The sequence below is a fragment of the Mesorhizobium sp. M5C.F.Ca.ET.164.01.1.1 genome, from assembly GCF_004792125.1.
GTDB classification, from domain to species: domain Bacteria; phylum Pseudomonadota; class Alphaproteobacteria; order Rhizobiales; family Rhizobiaceae; genus Mesorhizobium; species Mesorhizobium wenxiniae.
Genome location: NZ_SRTG01000004.1, coordinates 103,339 through 128,689 on the forward strand (window position 1 = coordinate 103,339; position 25,351 = coordinate 128,689).

Annotated in this window: 26 protein-coding genes and 1 pseudogene; 12 read left to right on the forward strand and 15 right to left on the reverse strand. The window is 61.6% G+C overall.

Features of this window, described 5'->3' with window-relative positions; translation table 11 throughout:
• Nucleotides 1–94 precede the first annotated feature (94 nt).
• The gene (locus EN807_RS23170) at nt 95–943 is read left to right on the forward strand and encodes a DUF1194 domain-containing protein (protein ID WP_135936826.1); all 849 of its coding nucleotides are present in this window, start codon (nt 95–97) and stop codon (nt 941–943) included.
• 78 nt (nt 944–1,021) lie between these two features.
• On the opposite strand, the gene EN807_RS23175 is transcribed toward EN807_RS23170, so the two are convergent.
• From EN807_RS23175 to EN807_RS23185, 3 genes are all read right to left on the reverse strand, one after another.
• The gene (locus EN807_RS23175) at nt 1,022–1,960 is read right to left on the reverse strand and encodes a GlxA family transcriptional regulator (protein WP_348640261.1); all 939 of its coding nucleotides are present in this window, start codon (nt 1,958–1,960) and stop codon (nt 1,022–1,024) included.
• A gap of 353 nt (nt 1,961–2,313) precedes the next feature.
• Complete coding sequence (locus EN807_RS23180; RefSeq protein ID WP_189522566.1) at nt 2,314–2,460, reverse strand: hypothetical protein; 147 nt, start codon at nt 2,458–2,460, stop codon at nt 2,314–2,316.
• 322 nt (nt 2,461–2,782) lie between these two features.
• On the reverse strand, nt 2,783–2,971 hold the full coding sequence (locus EN807_RS23185) for a hypothetical protein (protein WP_029351950.1): 189 nt from the start codon (nt 2,969–2,971) through the stop codon (nt 2,783–2,785).
• Between the two features lie 230 nt (nt 2,972–3,201).
• Here EN807_RS23185 and EN807_RS23190 point away from each other — a divergent pair, with 230 nt between their 5' ends.
• A complete protein-coding gene (locus EN807_RS23190; RefSeq protein WP_029351948.1) occupies nt 3,202–4,101 on the forward strand; it encodes a LysR substrate-binding domain-containing protein in 900 nt (299 codons plus the stop codon).
• A gap of 1 nt (nt 4,102) precedes the next feature.
• Here the strand turns inward: EN807_RS23190 and EN807_RS23195 are convergent, their stop codons facing one another.
• The 9 genes from EN807_RS23195 to EN807_RS23235 all read right to left on the reverse strand — a co-directional run bounded on the left by EN807_RS23195 (nt 4,103) and on the right by EN807_RS23235 (nt 12,728).
• Nucleotides 4,103–5,086: an alpha/beta hydrolase gene (locus tag EN807_RS23195; protein ID WP_135936828.1), complete on the reverse strand. Its 984-nt coding sequence runs from the start codon at nt 5,084–5,086 to the stop codon at nt 4,103–4,105.
• A 261-nt stretch (nt 5,087–5,347) separates the two neighbouring features.
• On the reverse strand, nt 5,348–5,533 hold the full coding sequence (locus EN807_RS23200; RefSeq protein ID WP_135936829.1) for a hypothetical protein: 186 nt from the start codon (nt 5,531–5,533) through the stop codon (nt 5,348–5,350).
• A gap of 190 nt (nt 5,534–5,723) precedes the next feature.
• Nucleotides 5,724–7,853: an ASKHA domain-containing protein gene (locus tag EN807_RS23205; protein ID WP_135936830.1), complete on the reverse strand. Its 2,130-nt coding sequence runs from the start codon at nt 7,851–7,853 to the stop codon at nt 5,724–5,726.
• A complete protein-coding gene (locus EN807_RS23210; protein WP_135936831.1) occupies nt 7,804–8,778 on the reverse strand; it encodes a methyltetrahydrofolate cobalamin methyltransferase in 975 nt (324 codons plus the stop codon). Before EN807_RS23210 ends, EN807_RS23205 begins: the two co-directional genes overlap by 50 nt.
• A gap of 79 nt (nt 8,779–8,857) precedes the next feature.
• Nucleotides 8,858–9,949, reverse strand: coding sequence for a methylenetetrahydrofolate reductase (locus EN807_RS23215; RefSeq protein ID WP_135936832.1), 1,092 nt, complete (start codon nt 9,947–9,949; stop codon nt 8,858–8,860).
• The gene (locus EN807_RS23220) at nt 9,946–10,545 is read right to left on the reverse strand and encodes a methylenetetrahydrofolate reductase C-terminal domain-containing protein (RefSeq protein ID WP_135936833.1); all 600 of its coding nucleotides are present in this window, start codon (nt 10,543–10,545) and stop codon (nt 9,946–9,948) included. The genes EN807_RS23215 and EN807_RS23220 overlap by 4 nt, the downstream gene beginning before the upstream one ends.
• Nucleotides 10,538–10,840 (reverse strand): virulence factor, encoded by a 303-nt coding sequence (locus EN807_RS23225; RefSeq protein WP_127320059.1) that lies wholly within the window; start codon nt 10,838–10,840, stop codon nt 10,538–10,540. The genes EN807_RS23220 and EN807_RS23225 overlap by 8 nt, the downstream gene beginning before the upstream one ends.
• 243 nt (nt 10,841–11,083) lie before the next feature.
• Nucleotides 11,084–11,995 (reverse strand): fatty acid desaturase, encoded by a 912-nt coding sequence (locus EN807_RS23230; protein ID WP_246684296.1) that lies wholly within the window; start codon nt 11,993–11,995, stop codon nt 11,084–11,086.
• 154 nt (nt 11,996–12,149) lie between these two features.
• Complete coding sequence (locus tag EN807_RS23235) at nt 12,150–12,728, reverse strand: DUF4893 domain-containing protein (RefSeq protein WP_135936834.1); 579 nt, start codon at nt 12,726–12,728, stop codon at nt 12,150–12,152.
• A 122-nt stretch (nt 12,729–12,850) separates the two neighbouring features.
• Here EN807_RS23235 and EN807_RS23240 point away from each other — a divergent pair, with 122 nt between their 5' ends.
• Nucleotides 12,851–13,774, forward strand: coding sequence for an NAD(P)-dependent oxidoreductase (locus EN807_RS23240; protein ID WP_135936835.1), 924 nt, complete (start codon nt 12,851–12,853; stop codon nt 13,772–13,774).
• Nucleotides 13,775–13,782: 8 nt separating this feature from the next.
• Here EN807_RS23240 and EN807_RS23245 read toward each other — a convergent pair whose 3' ends face one another.
• Nucleotides 13,783–14,412: a DUF1638 domain-containing protein gene (locus EN807_RS23245; protein ID WP_135936836.1), complete on the reverse strand. Its 630-nt coding sequence runs from the start codon at nt 14,410–14,412 to the stop codon at nt 13,783–13,785.
• A gap of 64 nt (nt 14,413–14,476) precedes the next feature.
• On the opposite strand from EN807_RS23245, the gene EN807_RS23250 reads away from it, so the two are divergent.
• Complete coding sequence (locus tag EN807_RS23250) at nt 14,477–14,617, forward strand: entericidin A/B family lipoprotein (RefSeq protein ID WP_135936837.1); 141 nt, start codon at nt 14,477–14,479, stop codon at nt 14,615–14,617.
• Between the two features lie 272 nt (nt 14,618–14,889).
• On the forward strand, nt 14,890–15,105 hold the full coding sequence (locus tag EN807_RS23255; protein WP_135936838.1) for a hypothetical protein: 216 nt from the start codon (nt 14,890–14,892) through the stop codon (nt 15,103–15,105).
• Between the two features lie 305 nt (nt 15,106–15,410).
• Here the strand turns inward: EN807_RS23255 and EN807_RS23260 are convergent, their stop codons facing one another.
• A complete protein-coding gene (locus tag EN807_RS23260; protein ID WP_029351922.1) occupies nt 15,411–15,629 on the reverse strand; it encodes a Flp family type IVb pilin in 219 nt (72 codons plus the stop codon).
• Nucleotides 15,630–16,280: 651 nt separating this feature from the next.
• Here EN807_RS23260 and EN807_RS35665 point away from each other — a divergent pair.
• Nucleotides 16,281–16,445 (forward strand): hypothetical protein, encoded by a 165-nt coding sequence (locus EN807_RS35665; protein WP_189522554.1) that lies wholly within the window; start codon nt 16,281–16,283, stop codon nt 16,443–16,445.
• A 1,143-nt stretch (nt 16,446–17,588) separates the two neighbouring features.
• Here the strand turns inward: EN807_RS35665 and EN807_RS23270 are convergent.
• Nucleotides 17,589–18,287, reverse strand: coding sequence for a cobalamin-binding protein (locus EN807_RS23270; RefSeq protein ID WP_008876431.1), 699 nt, complete (start codon nt 18,285–18,287; stop codon nt 17,589–17,591).
• Between the two features lie 271 nt (nt 18,288–18,558).
• On the opposite strand from EN807_RS23270, the gene EN807_RS23275 reads away from it, so the two are divergent.
• The 6 genes and pseudogenes from EN807_RS23275 to EN807_RS23300 all read left to right on the forward strand — a co-directional run bounded on the left by EN807_RS23275 (nt 18,559) and on the right by EN807_RS23300 (nt 25,348).
• The gene (locus EN807_RS23275) at nt 18,559–20,133 is read left to right on the forward strand and encodes a trimethylamine methyltransferase family protein (RefSeq protein ID WP_135936840.1); all 1,575 of its coding nucleotides are present in this window, start codon (nt 18,559–18,561) and stop codon (nt 20,131–20,133) included.
• A 107-nt stretch (nt 20,134–20,240) separates the two neighbouring features.
• Nucleotides 20,241–20,912 carry a hypothetical protein gene (locus EN807_RS23280; protein ID WP_246684298.1) on the forward strand — a complete coding sequence of 224 codons (672 nt, stop codon included), beginning with the start codon at nt 20,241–20,243 and terminating at the stop codon, nt 20,910–20,912.
• A gap of 101 nt (nt 20,913–21,013) precedes the next feature.
• A pseudogene (locus tag EN807_RS23285) lies at nt 21,014–21,478 on the forward strand (dienelactone hydrolase family protein); the annotation flags it as partial.
• A 222-nt stretch (nt 21,479–21,700) separates the two neighbouring features.
• A complete protein-coding gene (locus EN807_RS23290; RefSeq protein ID WP_135936842.1) occupies nt 21,701–22,645 on the forward strand; it encodes a hypothetical protein in 945 nt (314 codons plus the stop codon).
• Nucleotides 22,646–22,739: 94 nt separating this feature from the next.
• Entirely contained in the window at nt 22,740–23,300 is a 561-nt protein-coding gene (locus EN807_RS23295; RefSeq protein WP_135936843.1) for an RNA polymerase sigma factor, read from the forward strand.
• 2 nt (nt 23,301–23,302) lie between these two features.
• Entirely contained in the window at nt 23,303–25,348 is a 2,046-nt protein-coding gene (locus EN807_RS23300; RefSeq protein WP_135936844.1) for a VWA domain-containing protein, read from the forward strand.
• Nucleotides 25,349–25,351: the final 3 nt, after the last annotated feature.

Below are 25,351 nucleotides of genomic sequence, written 5' to 3' on the forward strand. Positions count from 1 at the left end.
TGAGGGCGGGACTCGCAAAAATGTGAACGCAAAGACTTAGCCCAGCGCCGGGCTTTTCGCTTTGTGACACGACGATTCTCGCTTACCTTGCGGCATGTCTGCTTTTCCCCACGCAAGACATCTTCTTTCAGGCGCCGCTGCACTGGCGCTGATGCTGGGGCTGGCGCCGGAATCCCGCGCCGCCGAGCCCATCGATATCGAACTGGTGCTGGCGGTCGACGTTTCGCTGTCGATGTCGCCGGCCGAACTCGAGATCCAGCGCAAAGGCTATGTCGCGGCGCTGACGCACGACACGGTACTGCAGGCGATAGCCGATGGCGCCTATGGCAAGATTGCCGTCACCTATGTCGAATGGGCCGGCACGACCTGGCAGCACGTCATCGTGCCTTGGACGGTGATCGCCAATCGTGCCGACGCCGAGCGGGTGGTCGAACAACTCGCCGCCCATGCGCCCAACAGCGCACGGCGCACCTCGATTTCCGGTGCCTTGCAATTCGGCAGCGATCTCTTCGCCGAAAGCGGCTTTCAGGGCGTCAAGCGCGTCATCGACATTTCAGGCGATGGTCCCAACAATCAAGGTGCTCCCGTCGACATCATCCGCGACGAGCTGGTCAAGCAAGGCATCACCATCAACGGCCTGCCGCTGATGACCCGGAGCGGCTTCACCAGCGTCTACGACGTCAACTATCTCGACCGCTATTACACCGACTGCGTCATCGGTGGGCCCGGAGCGTTCATGATCCCGGTCAATGAGTGGACGCAGTTTCCCGAAGCGATCCGCCGCAAGCTGGTGCTCGAGCTTGCCGGGCCTGCCTCACCGCAATGGGCGGCGGACCAAGCGGCGCATCCGCCGGTGGTGCTGGCGCAAGACAAGCCGGCCACCGACTGTCAGGTCGGCGAGAAAATGTGGCGCGACCGAAGCTGGATGTTCGACAGCCGCTAGAGCATCGGACGTTCTAGACTTGGCGAGCACTCCTCTCCGGGAGGCAATGGCGTCTACACCATCCAGGTGTTGCCTTTTTTACGCGGCCAGCAACTGCTTGCGATCGACGCGCTCCTGCTGCGGCGAGCGCGCATAGAGCTCGCGGTAGCATTTGGAGAAATGCGAGGCGGAGACGAACCCGCAAGCAACCGCCACTTCGACCACCGGCATCGATGATTGGATCAGCAAGTGCCGGGCCCGGTCGAGGCGGATTTCCAGATAGTAGCGGGCAGGGGATCGTCCCATTTCGGTGCGGAACAGGCGCTCGATCTGGCGGCGCGACAAGTCGACATGATCGGCGATCTCGATCAGCGACAGCGGCTCGGACAGGTTTGCTTCCATCAGTTCGATGATGGTCAGCACTTTGGAATTCTGCACGCCAAGGCGCGCACGTAGCGGCAGGCGCTGGCGATCGGTCGGGCTGCGTACGCGGTCGGTCAAAACCTGCTCGCAGACCCGGTTGACGAGGTTGTCGTCGAAATCGTCGCCGATCAGCTTCAGCATCATGTCGAGCGCCGCGGTGCCGCCGGCGCAGGTGTAGATGTTCTGGTCAATCTCGAAGAGGTCGGCAAAGACATTGGCCTTCGGGAACGCCTCGGAAAAACCCGGCAGGTTCTCCCAATGAATGGCGCAGCGCTTGTTGGACAACAGGCCGGCGGCGGCCAGTATATGTGCGCCAGTGCACAAGCCACCGATGGCGACGCCGCGGTTGTATTCCTCGCGCAGCCAGGCGAAGGCCGATCTGTTCTGGTAGCGCTCGACATTCATGCCGCTGCAAACGACCGCCATGTTCGGCCGTTCGGGGCCGGACATCTTCTTGCGTTCGTCCTCCAGCGAGGTGTCGACGGCGCATTCGACGCCGTTCGAGGCGCGCACCGGCTTGCCGTCGATGCTGGCGAGCCGCCAACGATAGGCCTCGTAGCCGAGCATCCGGTTGGCCGAGCGCAACGGATCGAGTGCCGTTGCAAAGGCGATCATGGTGAAATCGGGGACCAGGAAGAATACAAACGACCGCCTGATCGGATGATTTACGACGTTCACTGGGTAACCCTCACGCTGCAATGGCGCGAACAGGATGTCGCGATCAGCATAGCGACATCAGGAAAAACCTTTCCTGTCAATTGGCTATGCGGCGACAGACAGACTTTATTTGCGACATGGGTCGCAAATGGGCAATCGCTATGCGTTGACGGTCCCAACATGCCGCCGGTTTGAGCAAATATGCGGCATGTGGTCGGCACTTACAAAACACGCCGCCTCGGCAGAACCGAAGCGGCGCTGTGATCAACTTCGAAGCAGCAGCAGGTAGCGCCGCTTGCGAGCTTGTCAGATCAGGCGACGAAGCCGAGGCGCGCGGCGGCCACGGCGCCGGTCTGGCCGGGCATGGTGTTGGCAAGGCGCTGGCGCTCGAGCGCGGTCGTCAGGTTCATTTCACGGCGAGGAAAAAGGCGGGCAAAAAGCTTCATCATCATCTCCATTCGGTTGCTCAGACGGGTCGCCTTCGCTTGATGGAGTGGGGCAGCTCGTTGGCTGGCGCTGATATAGGCTTACGTGAGGGGAAACTAAATCGCAAAAGCGAAGCACTTGATATGAAAAGCGACACGGAATGCGACAACTTTGGGCATTCCGCCCAATATTTATGATCACTTACAAGGCGTTAGTTCGAAATGTGAACTGCTATGCAGCCCGTTCATATGCGCTATGCAGCGGCGACATGGCTTCAAAAAACATTTGACTGCAACAAAAAGGCCTGCCGGGCATGATCTGCGCGACAGGCCGTCAGCTTTGAATACACACGATCTATTTTGCTCCGCCAGCCCAGGATCCAACGCCATAGCGAGTGCCGGTCTTGGTGTCGGCGGCTTCAGGCCAGCCGATATCCTTCTGCAGTTCGATCGGCAGAGAGCGGATGGCGCGTTCAGTCTGGTAGCGGGCGCGAGCCGCGCTGAATTCGGTCGCGATGCGGCCGATGGATGACAGGATGGACATTTTCATTCTCCTTTGCATTGGGTCGGAGCTTGCCGATTGCTCGGCATACGAAGCGCTACACCCGGTTTATTTCAGCTTCATTTCGTGTCGATTGCAGATCGATGTCGTGGGCGTTCAAGGCCGCTTTCGATACATCTGCCTTCGATGGAGTTGACTATCCCACCAAAGTGATGTTCAATCAAACGAAATGGAATGATAGTTTGCATCAGAAAAATTGAAGGCTGCTTCCCATGAACGCCCCACTCAATCATCCGTTGCCGCTGCTTGATCTCGACGTCTTGCGCACCTTCGTGGCAATCGCCGAGACCGGCAGTTTCACAACCGCGGCCAATGCCGTCTTCCGCACGCCGTCGGCCGTCTCCATGCAGATCAAGAAACTTGAGGACATTCTCGGCCGCTCCGTGTTTGCGCGCGACGCGCGCTCGGTGACGCTGACCACGGATGGCGAGATGCTGCTCGGCTACGCCCGCCGGCTGTTGTCGATCAACCGCGAGGTGGTGTCGAAATTCATCATCCCCGACATTGTCGGGGTGGTGCGGCTCGGCTCGCCGGATGATTATGGCGAGCGCGTGCTGCCACATGTCTTGAAGCGTTTTGCGCAGTCGCATCCCTCTATCGCAGTCGATGTCACCATCGACCAGAGCAGCAATCTGCGCCGGCGCATGGACGACCGGGCGCTCGACATCACGCTGCTCACCAATTCGTATAAGACCAGCGCGCTGGGCGCCGAAGTGCTGCTCACCGAACCGATCGTCTGGGCCGGCGCCAAGGGCGGCTGCGCGCATCTGCGCGAACCGCTGCCGGTGTCATTGTGGGAAGAGGGCTGTGCCTGGCGGGCCGGGGCGCTCGAAGCGCTCGGCCGCGAAGGCCGCAACTATCGCGTGGCCTATATGAGCGCGCATACGGCCGGCCAGCGCGCGGCAATCATGTCCGACCTCGCGGTGGCGCCGCTGCCGAAATCGTTCCTCGGCAGCGACATGGTCGAGCTTTGCCCGAAGGACGGCATGCCCGATATCGGCACCTACAATCTGGCCATGGTCGTGGCGCCGGACGCCAGCGCGCCGGTGAAGGCGGTCGCCGACCATATCCGCGCAACTTTCGAAGTGTTCAGGGAAACCGGAAAATTTTGATTTAGGATCGCAACGGCGTAGCCAGGCTGTGAGCGGTGACGCCGCGATCTGTCCTTTGCAGCGCCAATTCGCCGGCTTTGGCGTGATAGATTTCGGTGTCGCTGGTTAAAAACGCCTCGATGCTGTCCCGCGCGCGCCGAGCTTCTGGCATGTCGATCAGCGGCCAGACGTGGAACATGCCTGGCTCGTGCACGACCTCTATCTCCACACCGGCGGCACGCGCCTTTTGCGCGAAGATCAGATTGTCGGGGGTCAGCATGTCGCGCGAACCGGTCAGAAGCAGCGTTTTCGGCAACACAGAGAGGTCACCGTAAAGCGGACTGATGCGCCAGTCGCTGGGATCTATGCCGGCACTGTAGAGCCGGACCGCCTCCAGCCCGCCAAGAATTCCCAACCAGGGGTCGTAGCGTTCTGCCTCGAACACTTCGGGGTTGGCGAGCGACACGTCGAGACCGGGCGAAATCAGCACATGCCGCGACGGCAAGGGCAGGGAGGCTTCCGCGGCCATCATAGTCAGCACCACGGCCATGTTGCCGCCGGCGGAATCGCCCATGAAGACGATGTCCTGCGCTTCCGTTTCGTCGAGCATCTGACGGTAGACCTTGCCGACCATGCCGAACATGGCGTGGAAATCGTGTTCGGGAGCAATGGGATAGATCGGCACCGTGATGCCGAAACCCAGCCGGTCGGCCATGTCGGCGATCAATCCCCAGTGATAGGACGTGATTTGAAAGACATAGGCGCCGCCATGCAGGTAGAGGATCCGCTTTCGCTCACCGGCCTTGGGAGCGATCTCGTAGACGGGAAAGCCGTCCACGCTGCGCGTCGCGATCTCGAAACGCGACCGCAGCGATGCGGGCGGCTGATGGTTCTCCGTCTTGCGCGCATAGGCGATCCAGCGCTGCAGGTTTTCCGGGCTGGAGAAGGCTTTCTTGCGGCTATACCTGAGCACGAAGGAAACGACGTGGCTTTTGATACTTGGCATCGGACACACGGATTTCGGCTGAGCCGACTAAGAGAACCCCTCGCTATCGAAGATCGTGCCTTCGCCCAGAATGTCAAGATTTGCGCGGTCTCAACACGGCGGTTTGATGTGGCTGGCTATCAAGGCCAGCATCTGGGCGGCGCTCGCCGTAACGCTCGCGCCGGGGCAGCAGTGCGGCGCGCAGCCGACGGTCGCTTGCTGCCGGAGCCGCATGACGGCTCCGGCGCTTGGCCAGCAGCTTGCATTTGTCGGCGAAGGTCATCAGCGCGCCGAACCCAGAAGCAGGGCCGAGAAGGTAACCTGCGGGTCTTCGCGCGGCGACACGGGCCAGCCGATGTCCCTCTGAATTTCGGGCGGCAGGCTGTTCAAGGCCCGGACGGATTTGTTCCTGTTGTGCGCGTGCTTGATGGCCGCACCAAAGCGGCCGAGGTTTTCGAACATCGACATCTTCATCTCCCCTGGAGTGCTCCGGCGGCTGAAAGTTACTTCCTGCCTGCCGTTCGATGCCGGTTAAATGCGCCGCACATGTATCTGGTGGATTTCACGGGAACGGCAGTTTGTTTCAGTTTGGGCTGATCCGGAAACATTTGCATGCAAACGAGAATGAGGGCGAAGGGCAGCTTGCGCCAGCGGGATCCTACCCCCGACCGCGCCGGGCCGCGTGGCCTTCGCGCGAACGCCGCCGTGGGGCGGCATCGCCGGCAATGCCGTCTTCGCTGACCGTCTTGCGCGGTGGCAGTTTCACCGCCGCCGAAAGTTTCGGGAACGGGTCGACCTTGTTCGGCAGCGCCATGGCGTAGACGAAGTGCTCCTGGAACTTAGGCTCCAGCGCGGTCTCGATCTTCTCGATCCGGCTCACCGTTTCCTCGATCTCGCGGCGATAGCCGCGGTTCAAGAGCGCCATGCGCGCGCCGGCACCGGCGGCATTGCCGACGGCCGAGACCTTGTCGAGATCGCAGTCGGGGATCAGGCCCAGGACCATGGCGTATTTCGGGTCGATGAAGGAGCCGAAGGCGCCGGCGAAGTGGATGCGGTCGACATGCTCGGTATTCTGCTTTTCCATCAGCAGCTTGGTGCCGGCATAGAGTGCCGCCTTGGCAAGCTGAATGGCGCGTATGTCGGTCTGGGTGATGGTGATCTTCGGCTCACCTTCCTTCAGCACATAGGAGAAGGTACGGCCATTGGTGACAACGCGCGGCGACCGGGCGCCGAGCGACCCGTCGATGACGCCATCCTCGGAGATGATGCCGGCCAGATACATTTCGGCGACCACCTCGATGATGCCGGAGCCGCAGATACCAGTGACGCCGGTTGCCTGGACGCTGTCGAGGAAGCCGGGCTCGTCGGACCACAGTTCCGAGCCGATGACGCGGTATTTCGGCTCCAGTGTGTCGGAATCGATGCGCACGCGCTCGATGGCGCCGGGCGCGGCGCGCTGGCCGCCGGAGATCTCCGCGCCCTCAAAGGCCGGACCGGTGGGCGAGGAGGCCGCCACAACCCGCTGGCGATTGCCGAGCACGATCTCGGCATTGGTGCCGACGTCGACGATCAGCATCATCTCGTCCTGGCGGTGCGGGCCTTCCGACAGCGTCACCGCAGCCGCGTCGGCGCCGACATGGCCGGCGATGCAAGGCAGCATATAGAGCCGCGCGCCCTGGTTGAGCTTCAGGCCGATATCCGACGCCTTGATGTGCACGGCACCCGAGACGGCCAGCGCGAAGGGCGCGCCGCCGAGCTCGGTCGGGTCGATGCCGAGGAACAGATGGTGCATGATCGGATTGCCGACGAAGACGGAATCCAGGATGTCGTTGCGCTGGACGTTGCCTTCCATGCAAACCTTATCGACGAGACCAGAGATCGCCTCGCGCACCGCGACCGTCATGCCTTCGCGACCGTCCGGGTTCATCATCACATAGGAAACGCGGCTCATCAGATCCTCGCCGAAGCGGATCTGCGGGTTCGACGTGCCCGACGAGGCGGCGACGCGGCCCGACAGCAGCGACACCAGATGCATGGCGATGGTGGTCGAGCCGATATCGCAGGCAAGCCCGTAGGCCTCGTTCTTGAGGCCGGGCCACAAAGAGATGACCCGCGCGGTCTCACTTTCGGCGTCCTTGTGGATGGCGGCGGTCGCGGTCCAGTTGCCTTTGCGCAAGATGCCTTGCACCTGCGGCAGCAGATGGACGTCGAAATCGAGGCTCTTGAGTCCCCAGTCCTCCATCAGCGCGATCTTCAGGCGATCGAGATCGCCTAGCGGCTTGTGCATGTCGGGCTCTTCGATCTCGACATAGCACATGTGGATTGCCGAATCGCGGGCGATGACCCTGGTGTCGGCGTCCTTGCGGATGGTCTGCGCGTTGATGACCGTGTCCTGCGGCACGTCGACGACGAGATCGCCGAGGATCTGCGCCGAGCAGGAAAGGCGGCGGCGTTCGGGAAGGCCGCGCACGCGTTCGTAGCGCTCCTCCTTGGCACCCTTGGGCGAGATGTGGTCGTAGGAAGAGACGATCTTATGCTTGGCGAAATTGCCTTCCTGCACCTCGACCTGGCAGCGCCCGCAAGTGGCGCGTCCGCCGCACACGCTCTCGACATAGACGCCGAGCTGGCGTGCGGCATCGAGCACCGGCGTGCCGACCGGAAACCGCCCGCGCTTGCCGGACGGCATGAACAGCACGAGCGGGTCGGCGATGTTGGCAGGAGAGTTCACGATTGCGCGCTTATCCTCGGGCCATACGGGCTTCACGGCCGCCGCGCCGGCGGCCGCCATTGGCATTGCCTTCGCCCGGCGAATTGACTTGCGTGGGCGCCGCGATCGCCTGGCCGCCTTCGGCCGGCTTGTAGTCCTTGTAGGTCCTGATCCAGTTGGTGCAGTTCTCGTCGGTGCCGTTCAGCACATTGGCGCCGCGCACCGCTTCCATCTCCTGCGGCCGCACCGGATTCATGATGGCGCTTGTCATGCCGGCGCCGATCACCATCGGAATGAAGGCAGCGTTGATGCCGTGGCGGTGCGGCAGGCCGAACGAGATGTTGGAGAGGCCGCAAGTGGTGTTGACCTTGAGCTCTTCGCGCAGGCGGCGCAGCAATGCGAACACCTGGCGGCCGGCGTCGCCCAGCGCGCCGATCGGCATGACCAGCGGGTCGACGACCACGTCATGCGCCGGAATGCCGAAATCGGCGCAGCGCTCGACGATCTTCTTGGCGACGGCGAAGCGCACGTCCGGGTCCATCGAAATACCGGTCTCGTCGTTGGAAATGGCTACGACGGGAACGTTATATTTCTTGACCAGCGGCAGGATGGCCTCGAGCTTTTCTTCCTCGCCGGTGACGGAGTTGACCAGCGGCCGGCCCTTGGCGACTTTCAGCGCCGCCTCGATCGCGGCGGTTACCGAGCTGTCGATCGACAGCGGCAGGTCGACCAGGCCCTGCACGATCTCCAGCGTCTGCACGAGCAGCGCGGGCTCGGTCGCGTTTGGGTCGACGGCGGTGACGCCGGCGTTGACGTCGAGCATGGTGGCGCCGCAGGCGGCCTGCTCCAGCGCGTCCTTGATGACGGTCTCGAAATTGCCCGCGATCATCTCGGCCGCGAGCTTCTTGCGCCCGGTTGGATTGATGCGCTCACCGATCACGCAGAAGGGCTGGTCGAAGCCGATAATGATTTCTCGTGTCGCCGAGGCAACGATCGTTCGGGTCATGAAGTCTCTCCGTCGTGATATAAAGACTTCTTTATATCGTTTCTGATTTCGATCAAGCGAATGGTGACCGCCCGCGTCGTCAATGCGCGGTCTTGACCATATCCACTTGGGTTTCGGTGATCTCGTCGTGCAATATGTGGTCGAGCCGGTCGGCGACGAGTTGATCGTCGCGGCGGATTTCACGTTTCCAGGGCTGGCGGCCCTTCAGCACGCCCGATTCATCGACGATCTCGGCGACGTATTCCTCCTGGCGATAGGCCATCACATGGACGCCGGAGACGCCAGGAATCTCTTTCACCTCATTGATGATATCGATGCAGAGCTGCTTGCCTTCCTTCTTCTGGTCCTGGGCGCCCTCCAGCCGCTTGACAATCGAATCGGGGATGTGAATGCCCGGCACGTTGGAGCGGATCCATTTGGCGGTCTTGGCAGAGGCCAGCGGTCCGACGCCACACAGGATGAAGCATTTTTCCGTGAAACCGAGATCCCGGACTTGCTGCATGTAGGTGCGGAACATCGGCACGTCGAAACAGTACTGGCTCTGCACGAACTGCGCGCCGGCGGTGATCTTCTTGCCCAGCCGGTAGGGGCGGAAATCGATCGGCGGCGCGAAAGGATTGATTGCCGCACCGAGGAAAAGCTGCGGCGGCGTCGTCAGCTTGCGGCCCGACAGGAACTTGCCGTTGTCACGCATGATGCGGCAGGTTTCCAGAAGCGACATGCAGTCGAGATCGAATACCGGCTTGGCGCCGGGCTGGTCGCCGGCCTGCACGCCGTCGCCGGTCAGGCACAGCATGTTGGCGACGCCCATCGCCGCCCCGCCCAGCACGTCGCCCTGGATGGCGATGCGGTTCCTGTCGCGGCAGGCGATCTGCATGATCGGGGCATAACCCATGCGGGTCAGCAGCGCGCAGATGCCGACCGACGACATGTGGCAGTTGGCGCCCGACGCGTCGACGGCGTTGATGGCGTCGACCCAGCCGTCGAAGATTTTGGCGCGGTTGTAGACATCTTCGGGATCGGCGCTGTCGGGCGGGTTGAGCTCGGTCGTCACCGCGAACTCGCCGCGCCTCAGGACGCGCTCCAGCCGGCCGCGTGAGGTGTGGCCGGGCAGGGGGTCGAGCGGCAGATGGATGCCGGCCGGGTTCTCGTCGGGCTGGCGGCCGATCATGCCGGTGCCCCAGGGTTAGAGGTATTGCGCGAGGCTTCGCGGGCGGCGGCAGCCTGTGCCGTCACGCGCAGCCATGCCGAGGTTTCGCGCAGCGATTGATCGACCGGCTTCTGCACGTCGAGAATCTTGTCCCCATGCACCATGTTGCGTGAACCTTCCCAGGCCTTGACCCAAACGCACGGCATATCAGGCTCGACCTCGCAATTGCCGTTGGCGCGCACACCGCCGCAAGGGCCATTGCGTAATTGCTTGGGGCAGTTCATCGGGCACGACATGCCGGTAGAAGAAAGGATGCACTGGCCGCACATGCGGCAGTCGAACATAAAACCCTTGACGCGTTTTTCGACGAATTTGATCGGACCTTCGACGCGGCCGTAACCGATGCCCTTCCACAGCGGATGGAGGAGCAAAAACATGTCGGAGAACCTGGCGTAAAACCATTCGAGCAGTCGCGAGTGGCGGACGGACCACAGCCTGACCGCGAAGGAGCGCTGCACGCGCCGCTGCGGCGACACGTCGGCCGGCTTGTAGTCGGATTTCGGCGCTGCCTTCTTGACCAGAGTGGCCTGGGTAATCGCCGGGGTCGTTTCAGACATCTTCTTTTCCGCCCGCCTTGACCAGAGCGATCAGCCGCTCGCGGTCGTATTTCGCGTCGATCTCCTGAAAGGCTTTTTCCGCCTCGCCTTCAAGATCGTCGCTGACCGGCACGGGGTCGCCCTTGCGCCATTCGGCCAGATAGTCGTCGGTACCGCCGGCGCCGGTGCGCATGGCGCACATGTCGATCGCCTCGGTGAAACGCAGCGGCAATTCGCGCTTGGCGTTCTGCCGGCCTTTCTTGACGATGACCTGGGCGGGGATGTCGCGCCAGTAGACGACGATCAGATCGGCCATGAATTCCTACTCCCGTAGAGCGCCGTGCGTCCAATCGGAAAGGACGCTCTACTACTTTGGCTCAGCTGCATCGTACTTTTCCGGAGATCGATTCCGATCTTCGGGCCGATGCAGTGGTTCGGAGCATTGCCGGAAGCGCTGTTGGGCTGCTTGTTATGGGACGACGCGCGCGCATTCAAAAGCGACGCAATTGGAGGCCGCAAAAGGAAAGGTGAGAGTTTTCGATATTTGGCTTGGTTTGGATCAGCCGGTGCGACGATCGAAGCTGCCGACAAGCTTCCTGTGGAAGCGGATATAGCCTCGCTCGGTTGTTCGCAGGTGTTCGGCGACGATCTGATGGAAACGCGGCAGGCGGTGAAAGGGAACGGCCGGATAGGAATGGTGCTCGGAGTGGTACGGCATGTTCCACGCCACGAAGCGCACCAGCCGCGTGGTAAAGGTGGTGCGGGTGTTTTCGAGCATGTTGGCGACATGCGGGCAAAGCGCGTGCTCGGCCAACAAATAGGCCCGCAAAAAGGGCTGGCCGACGAGCACCGGCACAATCCAGCCCCACAGCAGCAGCGCCGACTGCACGGCAAGGGAAGCCGCCAGCAGCACCGCATAGGCGATCAGAAACCAACGTGCTTCCGAAGTCACCTTGTCGCGGCCCTTTTCCGGCACGAAGACGTCGCGGTTGCGGCCGGCGGCGTTGGTAACGACGACGCGCGCCATGCCGCTCCAGTAGGGGACGCCGGAGAGATAGCGCAGGTACTGGGCAATGGTCTTCGGTTTCGGGGCCATCAGTTCGGGATCATTGTCCGGATCGTGCGTGTAGCGATGGTGCGCGAAATGGAAATAGCGAAACCACGCCGGCGGCAGCAGGATCAGGAAACCGGACACTGCGGCGATGGCGCGATTGAGCCACGGCGTCCTGAAGGCCGTTTCGTGAATGGTCTCGTGCAACAGCGTGAAGAGGAAGACGATCAGGATTCCCTGCGGCAGCATGAGAATGGGCCAGAACGAAATGCGGGCGGCGATCAGCGCACCGAGCACGACAACCAGCCGGCCATGAACGGCCAGCCGGACTATGCCGGGCCTGTCCAGTTTGGCGGTGAGATCGCGACGATCCTCGACCGAAAGGCTGGCGATGATGGTGCGGTGGTCGATTTCGCTCATACCGGCAAGCTTATCGCCAGGGCGCTGTCCGGTAAATCGGTGCTCGTCAACAGACGCCGGCAGGCCGCGACGTGCCCGTAAAGACCTAGTCGTAGCGTGGGATGTTAGACCACCAGGTTGATCTTGATGATCGGCTTGGGTCAGGGCCGCGGGCTCAGCGCTTGAATTCAAGGATGTCGAGCTTCGATTCGTAGTAGGGCGCCGGGAACTCGATGCGCCATTCGTTGACGCTGTTGCGAAAGGCATAGCCGACCTGATCGCTTTGCGGGCCGCTGCCATAAGGTTTAGCAGGATCGTCGTTGACAGAAAGGGAGCCGAGATAGATCGAGCGCTTTTCGCCGTCGTCGAAGAAACGGCCTTTGGTGCGCTGCGAACCGGTGATTTTTTCCAGCATCCAGCCCGAACCGTCACCGTCGTCGCTTACCTTGCACTTGAACCAGCCATAGATGACGAGCGGGCTCAGCCCGCCGGCCTTGATGGTGCGGCACTGCCAGTTGCCGGTCAGGTCCTTGTCGGAAAACGAGACCAACGGCTTTGCCAGCAAGGCGTCGAGCTGCTTGACCTCGGCAGCGTCGCCAGCCTTGGCTTCATCAAGGGCCGCGTTGCGCGTCTCGTCATATTTGTCGAGCCGCACCTTGTCGGCGGGCGTGATCAGGTTCTGCACCTCGCCATCGGCGAGCGCGGGCAGTGCGAAGCAGACAACGCCTGCGGCAATCAAGAGGCGAGCGATCATCGGTGCGTTTCCCGGTCGACGGCTGGAACAGCCTGTTTTCTCGTTTGGCATAGAACTTACCCGTTCGCGGCGGCCTGTCATCCGTGCTTAACAGCGGTCAGGTTAAAATCGTGGTTTCGCCGATGCGGATATTGCTTACGGGATCGTCAGGCTGGCTGGGCAGCGCCCTCGCGCCTCGCTTGCGAGCCCTTGGCCATGGCGTCATCGGCCTCGATCCTGTCCCATCGGCGCAAACCCAGGTGATCGGCTCGGTCGGCGACCGTGACCTGGTCATGCGGACAGTCAGGGAAAACCGCATCGAGGCGATTGTCCACAGCGGCGCGCTTCATAAGCCTGACATCGAACACCAACGAAATGAGGATTTCATCGAGACGAATGTGCGCGGCACGCTCAACCTGCTCGACGCGGCAGTGGTATCAGGCGTTCAGCGTTTCGTTTTCACGTCGACGACCTCGCTGATGATCTCGAAAGCCATACGCGCCGGCTTGATCGGCGGTGCGCGCAAGGCCGCCTGGCTGACGGAAGACATGTCGCCCGAGCCGCGCAACATCTACGGCGTCACCAAGCTTTCGGCCGAACATCTTTGCCGCCTCTATCACATCCAGTCCGGCCTGCCGGTGATCGTGCTGCGCACTGCGCGGTTCTTTCCCGAGGCAGACGACATGGCGCATGCGATCGAGCAGTCGGACGCCAACACTAAGGCCAATGAGCTGTTGTTCCGCCGGCTGACCGTGGAAGATGCCGCCGAGGCCCATGTCGCGGCGCTGGAGAAGGCGCCACGACTGGGCTTCGACATCTTCATCGTCTCGGCGCCAACGCCGTTCCGGCCCGATGATTGCGAGGCATTGATTGCCGATGCGTCGTCCGTCGTCGCGCACTATTTTCCGGAATTTCCGGCGCTCTATGCGCGAAAGGGCTGGACGATGTTTTCCTCGATCGACCGTGTCTACGACGCCTCGCGGGCGCGGGACAGGCTGGGCTTCGTCTGCAAGACTAGCTTTGCCGATGTGCTTGCCGCGCTTGCAGCGGACGAAGGGGCCGCCTGATCGAACCGTCAGGCGTGTGCCGCGGCGCTGGCCAGCTCCGTCGTCAGGTCGCCATAGCCGGTGGAGCGGCGCTCATAGGCGAGGCCGAGCATTCTTGCGGCCTTCTCGGCGACCTTGTCGAGTTCCGGGTCGTCGGACTGGGCGATATAGACCAGCTTCTCGTAATTCCCGAAATAGTCCTTGATCAGCTCCGGATGCCTGTCGAGGCCGAGCGGCTTCATGAAGAAGGCGTCGAATTGCCGGCACAGGAAATCGGTCATGTAGAACGACATCATGTCGTCGTCGGCGACCTTCGCATAGGCATCCATGCCCTGATAGAAGGCAAAGCAATGCGGCCCGGCCATGCGCTCGACCCCATGCTTCTCGCAGACACGGTCAAGCAGGCCGCCGGTGCCGCAATCGGCGTAGCCGACGAAGATGTTACTGTAGCCGTCTGCCTTGGCCCTTTCGATTGCCTTGTCCATGGCTGGCGCGATGCGGTCCGGGTAGAAATGGAATTCCGCCGGCAGGCAGGTCAGGTCGAGATGGTCGAGCCCCAGCTGCTCCTTGACGGCCAGAACTTCGCGCGCAATCATCCCGCAGGCGATGACAAGCAGCCTGTCGCGTTGATCGGGTTGTAGTTTTCGCGCAATGCTCATGGAACCAGTCTAACCGATTTTCGTTGCTGTCCCACGAATCTATTTGTTGAGGGAGATACCATTCATGAAACCGCTACGCATTGCGCCGATCGCCCTTCTTGTGTGCGCCCTGGCTCTTTCGGCCTGCGCCAACACCGTCCGTGGCGTCGGCAGGGACGTCAAATCGACAGCCAACGCGGTTGAGGACACGGTCGAGAACCCCTGATCCGCAGTCTCGCCAAAGCCCATCGCTCTCAAGATAGTTCAAGCGATGCGCGTTAAGTCCTTGTAACATCTGGGAATGAGAAAGTCGTGCTGCAAGGCGTGGGTCGGTTTATTGTCCATGCCGAATTCGCCCAGATGAGGCCGAAACGCGGACGTCGTGTCCGTCTATTGCAATTATTTTCGTTGGGGCGGGCACGAAAAGTTGACTTTTCGAGCGTGGGATATGCCGTTAATCTTTTTCGGTACCCTCACCAATGAAGCAGGAGCCATAGGATGAAGACCGCTCTCTTAGTTGTCGCCGCTCTGGGCCTTTCGGTGTCCGGCGCCGCAGCGGAATGTGTCGGCCACAGTAAAACGACGGCTTCCGTAGATCAGCAGACCAAGACGGCAAGCGCAGATCAGCAGACCAAAGTCGCAAGCGTCGCGAACACGCCGACAACTGCCGAGACGCCGATCCTGAAAAAGGAAGAGGCGAAAGAATCAGAATAGGCGCTTCAACCCGCCCGATCCTACCATAAGCACCCTAGCCGCTAGCGCGGGAGGCTGTCATCGCGGCAGCCAGGACGTTAAACCGTCTACTAAGTTGTTCTTTGGCGTGACACTGGATGCCGAAGGCCAGTCGAGTGGCTGGCAAGCATGCGCAATGGTTGCGGCCATGCAACTGGCGTTAATGCAACAAACACCTACAGCGTACAGGCTTGGGTGGCGGTGTCGTACAGAAATTCGTAAAAAAAAGGTCCGGCGCGACGAACGCCGACCCTTCTCAGGCGGTAAGAGCGCTGAGTTTTAGCGCCTCAGGTTCCGACGCCCGTTCCCTCGTTGCAGGTGCCGAGCGGCGAGGCTTCCAACGCGGCGCACAGGCCGGTGAAACGCCCGGTGACCCAGCCACCAATCGCCAGGATCGCAAGTATCGCTGCTGCGGCAATGATGCCGACAAGGATCGAATATTCGACCATGGCAGCGCCTGAATCGTCTTGGCAAAACTGCCGGGCCGTCGTCATGAGTGTGTCCATGGAGTTCCCCTTTTAGACCCGACGTGTCGACGTCGGTCCAGCAAAATGCGCAGGAGCTAATGCAATAGCATCATTCGAACGAGGGACTAGAGCCCGCCTAGAACCCAATTCTGATAAACTGCGGGCACCCAGTCACCGCATAGCTTGGCGTAGTGAACGTCCCTACACCCGTGAAATAATGGCAGATTAACCCGTCCGTTGGATCCTTTTCATCGTGGTAGAGAACTGCGGTTGACGTAATCAGCAACCCGCCAATCGCCCCCGCCGCTAGAACTGTTAGCATCCCCAGAGAGACGACCACTTTCCGCATTTTTTAGCCCGCGACTTGCCTTCAATACGTTTGTTGGAGTGCAGACGCGCGGCCAAGGTCGGTTTTAGCTGGCGCTGCCAAGCCAACGGCTATTCTAAAGCCGATCTGCCCGGGCCTCATGGCGGGAGTGCAGGTTTTAACCTCACTGATCGAAACCGACTTCATCACAATGAACGGCGACAATCTCAAAGAGTCAGGGCATGACCGGCGCATCGGAATTCTGCTGGATCGAATAGATGTGTTGGCTGGGAAATAGCACAATTAGGCGCTCCGCGAAGGCAATCGCCGAGGCTGAGTGCGCCGAACGCGCCGTAAAGACGGCAAGATTGAAATCGCTTCGCATGGCAACTCAGGGTGACCTGACGGTTTCGTTCCCGGAGGAGCTCGATTGCTCGCTGCTTGTCGCGGCACTGACACAAGGCGAATCATCGGGCCAGCCTTTCAACCGCCTCAATGATGGCTTTGGCAAGGGCTTCGCCTTCATGGACAGGCTCGGAACCGAATAGCACAAAACTGCTTCCTCGCTCGGCAACACCCCGGCTGGGCGGGTCTGTTCAATAGTCATGCGAACCAGTTTGAGGGCGGCCCAGGCGCTGCGGATGTTCTCTTGGACTCTATGCTAGCCCGCCATGTCACGCAGCGGCTTGTTGCGCTTCTGGGGCCGGTATTTCTCCACCCGTCTGGTTCTCGCGTACCCGCTTTCGCACTGTAGCGGTGACCGCCACCACGTCACCAATACCCCTGTGCCCCGCGCCATGAAATTGAGTCTGGAGCGCGCTAGGGCTTGGTCAAGATGTTGCTAATATGCGGGGCAGCTCTTCGCTCTAGCGGGGCCGGCCCAGCGGCTTGGTTGCGAGGGGGACTGGCAGCTGGAGGCCGCTGGGCCTTGACCACCAGCGAGCTTAAGAGGAGGCGCTGTGCTGGCTGACCAAAACTTGCGCTCAAGGCAACGGAATAGCATCATTCGAACGAACACTCTTCGTAAGTATGTTCCTCATGCCGAACATCGGGGGCGCTCAATCTGCTCAACGGCAGGCAGCGGACGATGAGCAGCCGCATTTTGCCGCCATGTCGAGAGGCTGGCGGAATCTATTGTTCGGTCGGCAGCGGCTCATGGTCGAGGAGCAGCACCTCGCTAAGGTTCCGCTTGTCGAACGTCTGGCCACAAACGGGGGCAGGTAGAACAGCCCGACAGCCAATCGGGGGTGACCAGCGGGCCGCCGGGCCAACCGGCGGGCAATTGGGCCCGTTCGCCGGGAGCAGTGGGCCTATTCCCGCGCTTAGCCCCCACTGCAGATCGGACCCGATCGGCCCCGCTCAGAGGAGGAGCGCGGGCTTCTCCTTGTCGGTCCGATGCGCCAGATTAGGGAAGGCCGGCGCCGCTTGGGGAGGCGTTGGGATAGATTGCCTTGTAGGGCGCCGGCCGGGCGGCGTTGGGATCTGGCGCACGAGTAAGCTAACAGAGGTTGGGACCGTGGGCATGGCGTGATCGCGGAAGTACCCTGCGTCCAATAGCTAGCCGGCCGGCGCCATGTCGACGGCAATGCCTATGCCGATCGAGAAATCCAGTGGCGAGCTTGCCGCCGAGGTCAATGGGACAAAGGCGCCGAGGGCACCGCGCCAGTCCCTCGGGAAATTGGCTAAAAAGCTCAGGCCGACGCGCGGACGTTGTGCTTGCGCTTCATGAAGTCCTTGGCGGTTTCGACCGCCACGGCCGCGTCGCGGCAATACGCGTCGGCGCCGACGGCTTTGCCGAATTCCTCGTTGAGTGGCGCGCCGCCGACCAGCACGACATAGTCGTCGCGGATGCCCTTTTCCTTCATCGTGTCGATGACGACCTTCATATAGGGCATGGTCGTCGTCAGCAGCGCCGACATGCCGATGATGTCAGGCTGGTGCTGTTCGATGGCGTCGAGATATTTTTCCACCGCATTGTTGATGCCGAGGTCGATGACGTCGAAGCCGGCGCCCTCCATCATCATGCCGACGAGGTTCTTGCCGATGTCGTGGATGTCGCCCTTGACGGTGCCGATCACCATCTTGCCCTGCTTCGGTGCGCCGGTGGCGGCGAGCAGCGGACGCAGGATGAACATGCCGGCCTTCATCGCGTTGGCCGACAGCAGCACTTCGGGAACGAACAGGATGCCGTCGCGAAAATCCTCGCCGACGATGCGCATGCCTTCGACCAGCGCCTCCGTCAGCACCTTGTAGGGCGCCCAGCCGCGTTCGAGCAGGATCTGAGTGCCTTCCTCGATCTCTTCCTTCAGCCCGTCATAAAGGTCGTCGTGCATCTGCTGCACGAGTTCGTCGTCGGAAAGCTCGGAAAGGATGATCTCGTCGTCGGCCATTTTTAATCCAGCTCCTTGCCGCACAGATGCAATTGCGGGGCCTCAAATATCACGCCAATACCTAACCCGCTACAGGCGTACGTCCATAGCTGATTTGCGACTTCCCGCAAAAGGAAAGCGACTGCAAATCTATTGGAATTCTTGTCGATTTTGCGACAGGCGTTGGCGCTGGCGGGCCGTTTCGAATAGGGTGCATGGCTACGATCCGGCCAGAAGCCGCGATATGCGGCCGTAATAATCAGGCTAGAACAAAAGTCAGGGAAGAACGATCATGAGTGAGAACGCGCCGGTCGACCAGGAAGCGTCAAACCCGCGGCGCGGACGCGCCGCCAGCGGTGGTGCCGCTGCCCGACGGGCGGCGCGCTCGGGTGGCGGCCCCGGCACCCAGCTCACCTACATCAAGCGCAAGATCAACGTCTATGAGGTGCTGGACGAGGAAGGGCTGGCGCTGGTCGAGAAAAACACCGACACGGTGCTCGAAGAGATCGGCATCATCTTTCGCGACGACGCCGAGGCGCTGCAGCTGTGGAAAGAGGCCGGCGCCGACGTCAAGGGCGAGCGCGTGCATTTTCCGAAGGGGCTCTGTCGCTCGCTTTTGAAAACCGCGCCGTCCGTCTATACCCAGCATGCCCGCAATGCCGAACGTTCGGTGCAGATCGGTGGCAACGCCACCGTCTTCGCGCCGGTCTACGGCCCACCCTTCGTGCGCGACCTCGATGGCGTCAGGCGCTATGCGACGATCGAGGATTTCCGGAATTTCGTGAAGCTCGCCTATATGGCGCCGTCGATCCATCATTCGGGCGGCACGGTGTGCGAGCCGGTTGACGTGCCGGTCAACAAGCGCCATCTCGACATGATCTACAGCCACATCAAATATTCGGACAAGCCGTTTATGGGCTCGGTCACCGCGCCCGAGCGCGCCGAAGACACGGTGGCGATGGCCAAGATCGTGTTCGGCGACGATTTCGTCGAAAACAACACGGTGCTAACCAGCCTGATCAACGCCAATTCGCCGATGGTGTTCGACGAGACCATGCTGGGTGCGCTGAAAGTCTATTCGCGTCACAACCAGGCCTGCATCGTCACGCCGTTCATTCTCGCCGGCGCAATGAGCCCGGTGACGGTCGCGGGCACGCTGACCCAGGTTCTGGCCGAAGTGCTGGCCGGCGCGTCGTTCACGCAGCTGATCCGGCCGGGCGCGCCAGTGCTGTTCGGCACCTTCGCCTCGTCGATTTCGATGCAGTCGGGCGCGCCGACCTTCGGCACGCCGGAGCCGTCGCTGGTTTCCTATGGCGCGGCGCAGCTCGCCCGCCGGCTCGGCCTGCCGTTCCGCACCGGCGGCTCGCTCTGCGCTTCAAAGATACCGGACGCGCAGGCGGCCTATGAGAGCGCCAACACGCTGAACTCAACGATTCTCGCCGGCACCAATTTCGTGCTGCATTCGGCCGGCTGGCTCGAAGGCGGACTCGCCTCCTGCTACGAAAAATTCATGATGGACATCGACCAGCTCGGCATGACGCAGAAATTCTCCGAAGGCGTCGACCTGTCGGAGAACGGCCAGGCGATGGACGCCATCCGCCAGGTCGGCCCGGGCAGCCACTATCTCGGCTGTGACCACACCCAGGCCAATTTCCAGACCGCCTTCTACCGTTCCAGCATTGCCGACAACAATTCGTACGAGCAGTGGCTGGCCGAGGGTGAAAAAACCGCACCGCAGCGCGCCAACGAACTCGCCCGCCGCTGGCTGGAAAGCTACGAGGCGCCGCATCTCGATCAGGGTATCGACGATGGGCTGAAGGAGTTCATCGCCACGAAGAAGGCGTCGATGGCCGACGCCTTCACCTGAAAGGAGCCCGAGTCAGGCGGGGCTAAAGTCGCCAACATCATCCATAAGGAAGTCTGGCGGAGCGCCTTCTCCGACCCGGACAGGAAGGGATGATCCTTGAGCGCAGCATGACGGAACCCATCGCGGCGGCACTTTCCGCCCATGGTCTCATGCTTCGCGGCGGTTTCAATTTTGCAGGGGGCGAGGAAACACTTTCCGGCCTCTCTGGCGGTGCCGCCAGATCCGTGCTGCTGGTGGGGCAGGCGGGCGCCGCGCCATGGCCGCATTTCCTGCGCTGGAAAGAAAGCCAATCACAGGCCGTCGCCAATCCGCTCGATACATGGTCTCGCGAAGTGATCGGCGGGGTGGCGAACGACTTCGGCGCGCGTGCCGTGTCTCCGTCCGACAGACCGTATCTGCCGTTCCAGCAATGGGCGATGCGGGCGGAGGGATTGCGGCCGTCGCCGCTCGGCATCCTCATGCATCCGCAATACGGACTCTGGCACGCCTATCGCGGCGCGCTGCTGTTCGAGGTCGAAATAGCGCTTCACGAACCCCGCGGCGCGATTCACCTTTGCGACACATGTGTCGACAAACCTTGCCTGAAATCCTGTCCCGTCAACGCGTATTCTGCGGATGGTTTCACGTATGAAACTTGTCTGGCGCATGTGCGTGGGCAAAACGGCGCGCCTTGCCGAACCGGCGGCTGTCTCGACCGCAACGCCTGTCCCTATGGCGCCGACTACCGCTATCCGCCACAGGTTCAAGCCTTTCACATGGCCGCGTTCGCGGGTCTGTAGCATCGCCGAATGCCGCACGAAATCTTGAAGGAGGTTGCCTCATTGCGACTTGCCCTGTTGGCCAGGGTGGATAGGTATCGCGCGACAACGTCATCACGGGTCTCCTCAGCGGCACGACACAAGACATGACCATCCGCGACAGCGGCGCTTTCCTAGATGCGCTCGATGCCGAAGGCGTGACCGGACCGGTCGGCACCGTCGGCTATTGCATGGGCGGAGCGCGGGCGCTGAACGCCGCCGCGACCTATCCCGGCCGGATCGTTGCCGCGGCCAGTTTCCATGGCGGCAATCTGGCGAGCGACGCCGCCGACAGCCCGCACCGAAACGCTACGTCGATCAAGGCGCGGGTCTATGTCGGCACGGCGGGTGTTGACAGAAGTTTTCCGCCGGAGCAGTCGGCACGGCTGGCCGAAGCGCTGCGCACGGCTGAAGTCGACCATGTCATCGAGAACTATGCCGGCATGGTGCATGGCTGGTGCGTGCCGGACCACAGCGCCTTCGACGCAACGGGCGCCGAGCGCCACTCGAAGCGAATGGCGACGCTGTTCAGTGAAACGTTGGGCTAGCTCGCCGGGGCCGGCGACATAGTCTCGAAACATAGCTCCTGAATACCGGCGGCAGTCGTTTGAGCAGGGGGTATGATGCGGGTTTCTCTCGGGAGCAAGATTCTAGGCCTTTGCCTGTTGACCAGTGCGATGGTCCAGCCAGCCTTTGCCGATCAAGCAAAATGTTCCTGCCGGAACCTGCGCAGCGTTCAGGAAGAATTGAAGAACGCCGAGTATGAGGCGATGTTCTTCGCCGAAATGGCGGCGAAGCTCAAGGCGGTCGAGGATCCGCTGATCGAGGCGCACAAGAACCCGATCCATCCCGATTCGGACGTTAACATCCAGGACCGATCGTCCAGGGCGCGCGCCGACGTCATGCGCACGTTCAAGCTCCCTCACAACCCGGCCTACGGCTATTTGGGTCCTTTGACGGTGGACATGAAGTTTGGCAGCTGCGAGCAGAAGCCGGCCGATCTTGAGGCACTGCGCGCCGGCTCGCAGTGCAAGGAAATCGCGGACATCACGTTGGCTCACGAGGCCGCGCACAGGGAGAGATGCGCAAGGGAAACCGCTGGGGTCTATTGGGACAGGTTGCCCAGTCAGATCGCCGCCGAAGAAGCCGAACGCTATCGGGAGCAGGCCAACGCCATGCGGGCGCAGCTCAAGCGCATCGTGGATGAGGGGACAATCACCGTGGCAGCGAAGATGGAACCCCGCATCAAGGGTCCACAGTTCGATGTCACCTATTCCTTTGTGATGCCGTCGATCGAGATGGAGGGCAAGAGCTCGCCCGGGTCGGACAGTTGGACGGTGAACGGAAAGGGCAAACAATCCGGCAAGATCAAGAACGCGAAGATTGGCGGCATGACGTGCAAATCGAGCGGGCAACTCAACGACGACATCGATATGGCTCTGGATACGGATGGCTTTGTTATGAGCCTCAAGAGCAAGTCGAAAGGCAGGCCCGGCGACGTAAAGCTTCGCTGCATGGGCGGCTACGGCATGTCGATGCGTCCTCAAGGCGAAGTCGGCAGCGGCGAGGTGTTTGCAGCAGAACGCTTTGCGAGCGAGGCGGACATCTCGCAAGATGTCAGCACGATGCCGTTTGCCAAGATCGTGACACAGGGCGGCATGTCGGTCAGCGGCAAGCACACGGTCACCGTGCGCCTGGTCTGTCCCGGAGAGTGAGGAGCACCCATGGTTGGTGTTCTCGAAGGCGGTTTGTCCTTTTCTTTCCACCACCCCAAGGAATCGCCACCAGCCTTCGTCCAACAGGCAAATGATGGCGATGATGCTGGATGAAAGCGAAGCCTCCGACGCCGAGTTGATCGGGCGGGCGAAGGGCGGAGACAGGCGGGCTTTCGGCACATTGCTCGAAAGGCACTATGATTTCGTCTATCGCGCCGCATATCGCTGGTGCGGGAAGAAGACCGACGCCGAGGATATCGCCCAGGAAGTCTGCGTCCGGCTCGGCCGGGCGATCCGCGACTATCATGGCAGCGGCGCCTTCACCACCTGGCTCTACACCATGACGCTGAATGCGGCACGCGACGTGATGCGCAAGACGGTCCGCGAGACGATCAAGATCGAAGCCTACGGAGCTTACGAGCTGATCACGGGAGAAGCCCCGGCCGAGCCCGAAGATCCGGCCGAGGCGCTTTGGGCGGCGGTGCGGATGCTGCCGGACAAGCAGCGCGACGCGGTGCTGCTCGTCTATGGCGAAGGGCTCAGCCACGCAGCCGCCGCCGAGGCGATAGGCATCTCGGAGACGACGGTTTCCTGGCACATCCATGAAGCGAAGAAACGGTTGAAGACGCTCATGCGTTCAGCCGGGGAAGTGTGATCATGGTCGACGACAACGAACTCAACAGACTGCGCGACATCGCAGCACCGGCACCGGGTACCGACGCGAAGGCGCGTGCCTTCGAGGCCGCCATGCGGGCTTACGACCTGGACGAAAAAACCTCACGCGCCGCCCAAGGATCGGCGAAAGGGCTTCGTCTTACAGAGCGAGCACAAAAGCTCTGGAGCGAAATCATGCAAAAGAAACTCTTCGTCACTCCGGCCATTGCCGGGCTCGTCGCCCTACCGATAGCCGGATACGCCACCATCTACATGCTGCAGGAGCAGCCATTCCATTCCGGTGGCGACGAGAAGATCACCGAAACGCTGGCCGACAAACCAGTGGCTAGGAAGAAAGCCGATGCCGACGCCGAAAGCCGCGACGCAGCCGAGGCGCTTGCGCCGGCATCGCCGCCGAAGCCAGAGTCGGCTGGCGCCGGCGGCCTGGCAAGGCAAGGTGCGCTGACCAGCAATGCGCCTCCGCCGGCGCCGGGCGGCGAGTTCGCACAGGACGGCGGCGCAAGCGCCCCAGCGGTCAAGGGTATGGCCGGCACAACAGCCGAGTCCAAACTGATGGTACAACCGCCTATGCCGGCCGACCAGATGCCGTTGCCGGAGCAAAATCGCGACCGCGTCGAGGATTTCAAGAGCAATCCGGTGCGTGCCGCGCTCGAAGACCCGGTCTCGACCTTTTCGATCGATGTCGACACCGCTTCCTATTCCTTCGTGCGGCGTTCGCTCAGGGCAGGTATTGTGCCGCGAGCCGACACCGTCCGCGTCGAGGAGATGATCAACTACTTCCCCTATGACTGGAAAGGACCGGACTCTGCCTCGACCCCGTTCAACTCGACCGTCAGCGTCATGCCGACGCCGTGGAACGAGCACACCAGGCTGATGCATGTCGCTATCAAGGGTTTCGACGCCAAGCCGGCCGAGCAGCCCAAGGCCAATCTGGTGTTTCTGATCGACGTGTCGGGCTCGATGAACGAGCAGGACAAGCTGCCGCTCTTGCAATCGGCCTTCCGGCTTCTGGTCAACAGGCTGAGGCCCGACGACACGGTTTCGATCGTCACTTATGCGGGTGATGCCGGCACCGTCCTCGAGCCGACGAAAGTTTCGGAGAAAGACAAGATCCTCAATGCCATCGACACTTTGACGCCCGGCGGCAGCACGGCCGGCGAGGCGGGCATCAAGGAAGCCTATCGGCTGGCGCAGAAATCCTTCGTCAACGACGGGATCAATCGCGTAATGCTGGCCACGGACGGCGATTTCAATGTCGGCCAGACCGACGACGACGATCTGAAGCGGTTGATCGAAAAAGAGCGCAAGATCGGGGTGTTTCTGTCGGTGTTCGGTTTCGGTCGCGGCAATCTGAACGATCAGATGATGCAGACCATCGCCCAGAACGGCAACGGTACCGCCGCCTATATCGACACTTTGGCCGAGGCCGAGAAGGTGCTGGTCGAGGATGCGTCCTCGACATTGTTCACCATCGCCAAGGACGTGAAGATCCAGGTCGAGTTCAATCCGAACAGGGTCTCGGAATACCGGCTGATCGGCTACGAGACCCGGGCCTTGAATCGCGAGGATTTCAACAACGACCGCGTCGATGCCGGCGAGATCGGCTCCGGCCATTCGGTCACCGCGATCTACGAGATCACGCCGCAGCGCAGCGGCGGCGAGCAGATCGATCCGCTGCGCTACGGCCAGGCTTCGGTGAACAATGGCGGCGTCGCCAACGCCGACGAATATGCCTTCGTGAAAATCCGCTATAAGCTGCCGAACGAGGATGCCTCGACGCTGATCACCACGCCGGTGACATCAGCCAACGAAGTGGCTGATTTCGACCAGGCCAGCACCGACCAGCGGTTCTCCATTGCCGTCGCTGCCTTCGGCCAGAAGCTGCGCGACGAGGATGCGACCGCGAAGTTCGGCTATGACAAGATCATGGAGATTGCCACTGCCGCCCGGGGAGCCGACCCGTTTGGGTACCGGTCCGAGTTCCTCTCGCTGGTACGCCTTGCCTCGGCGCTTGGCGGTAACCGGTAATGG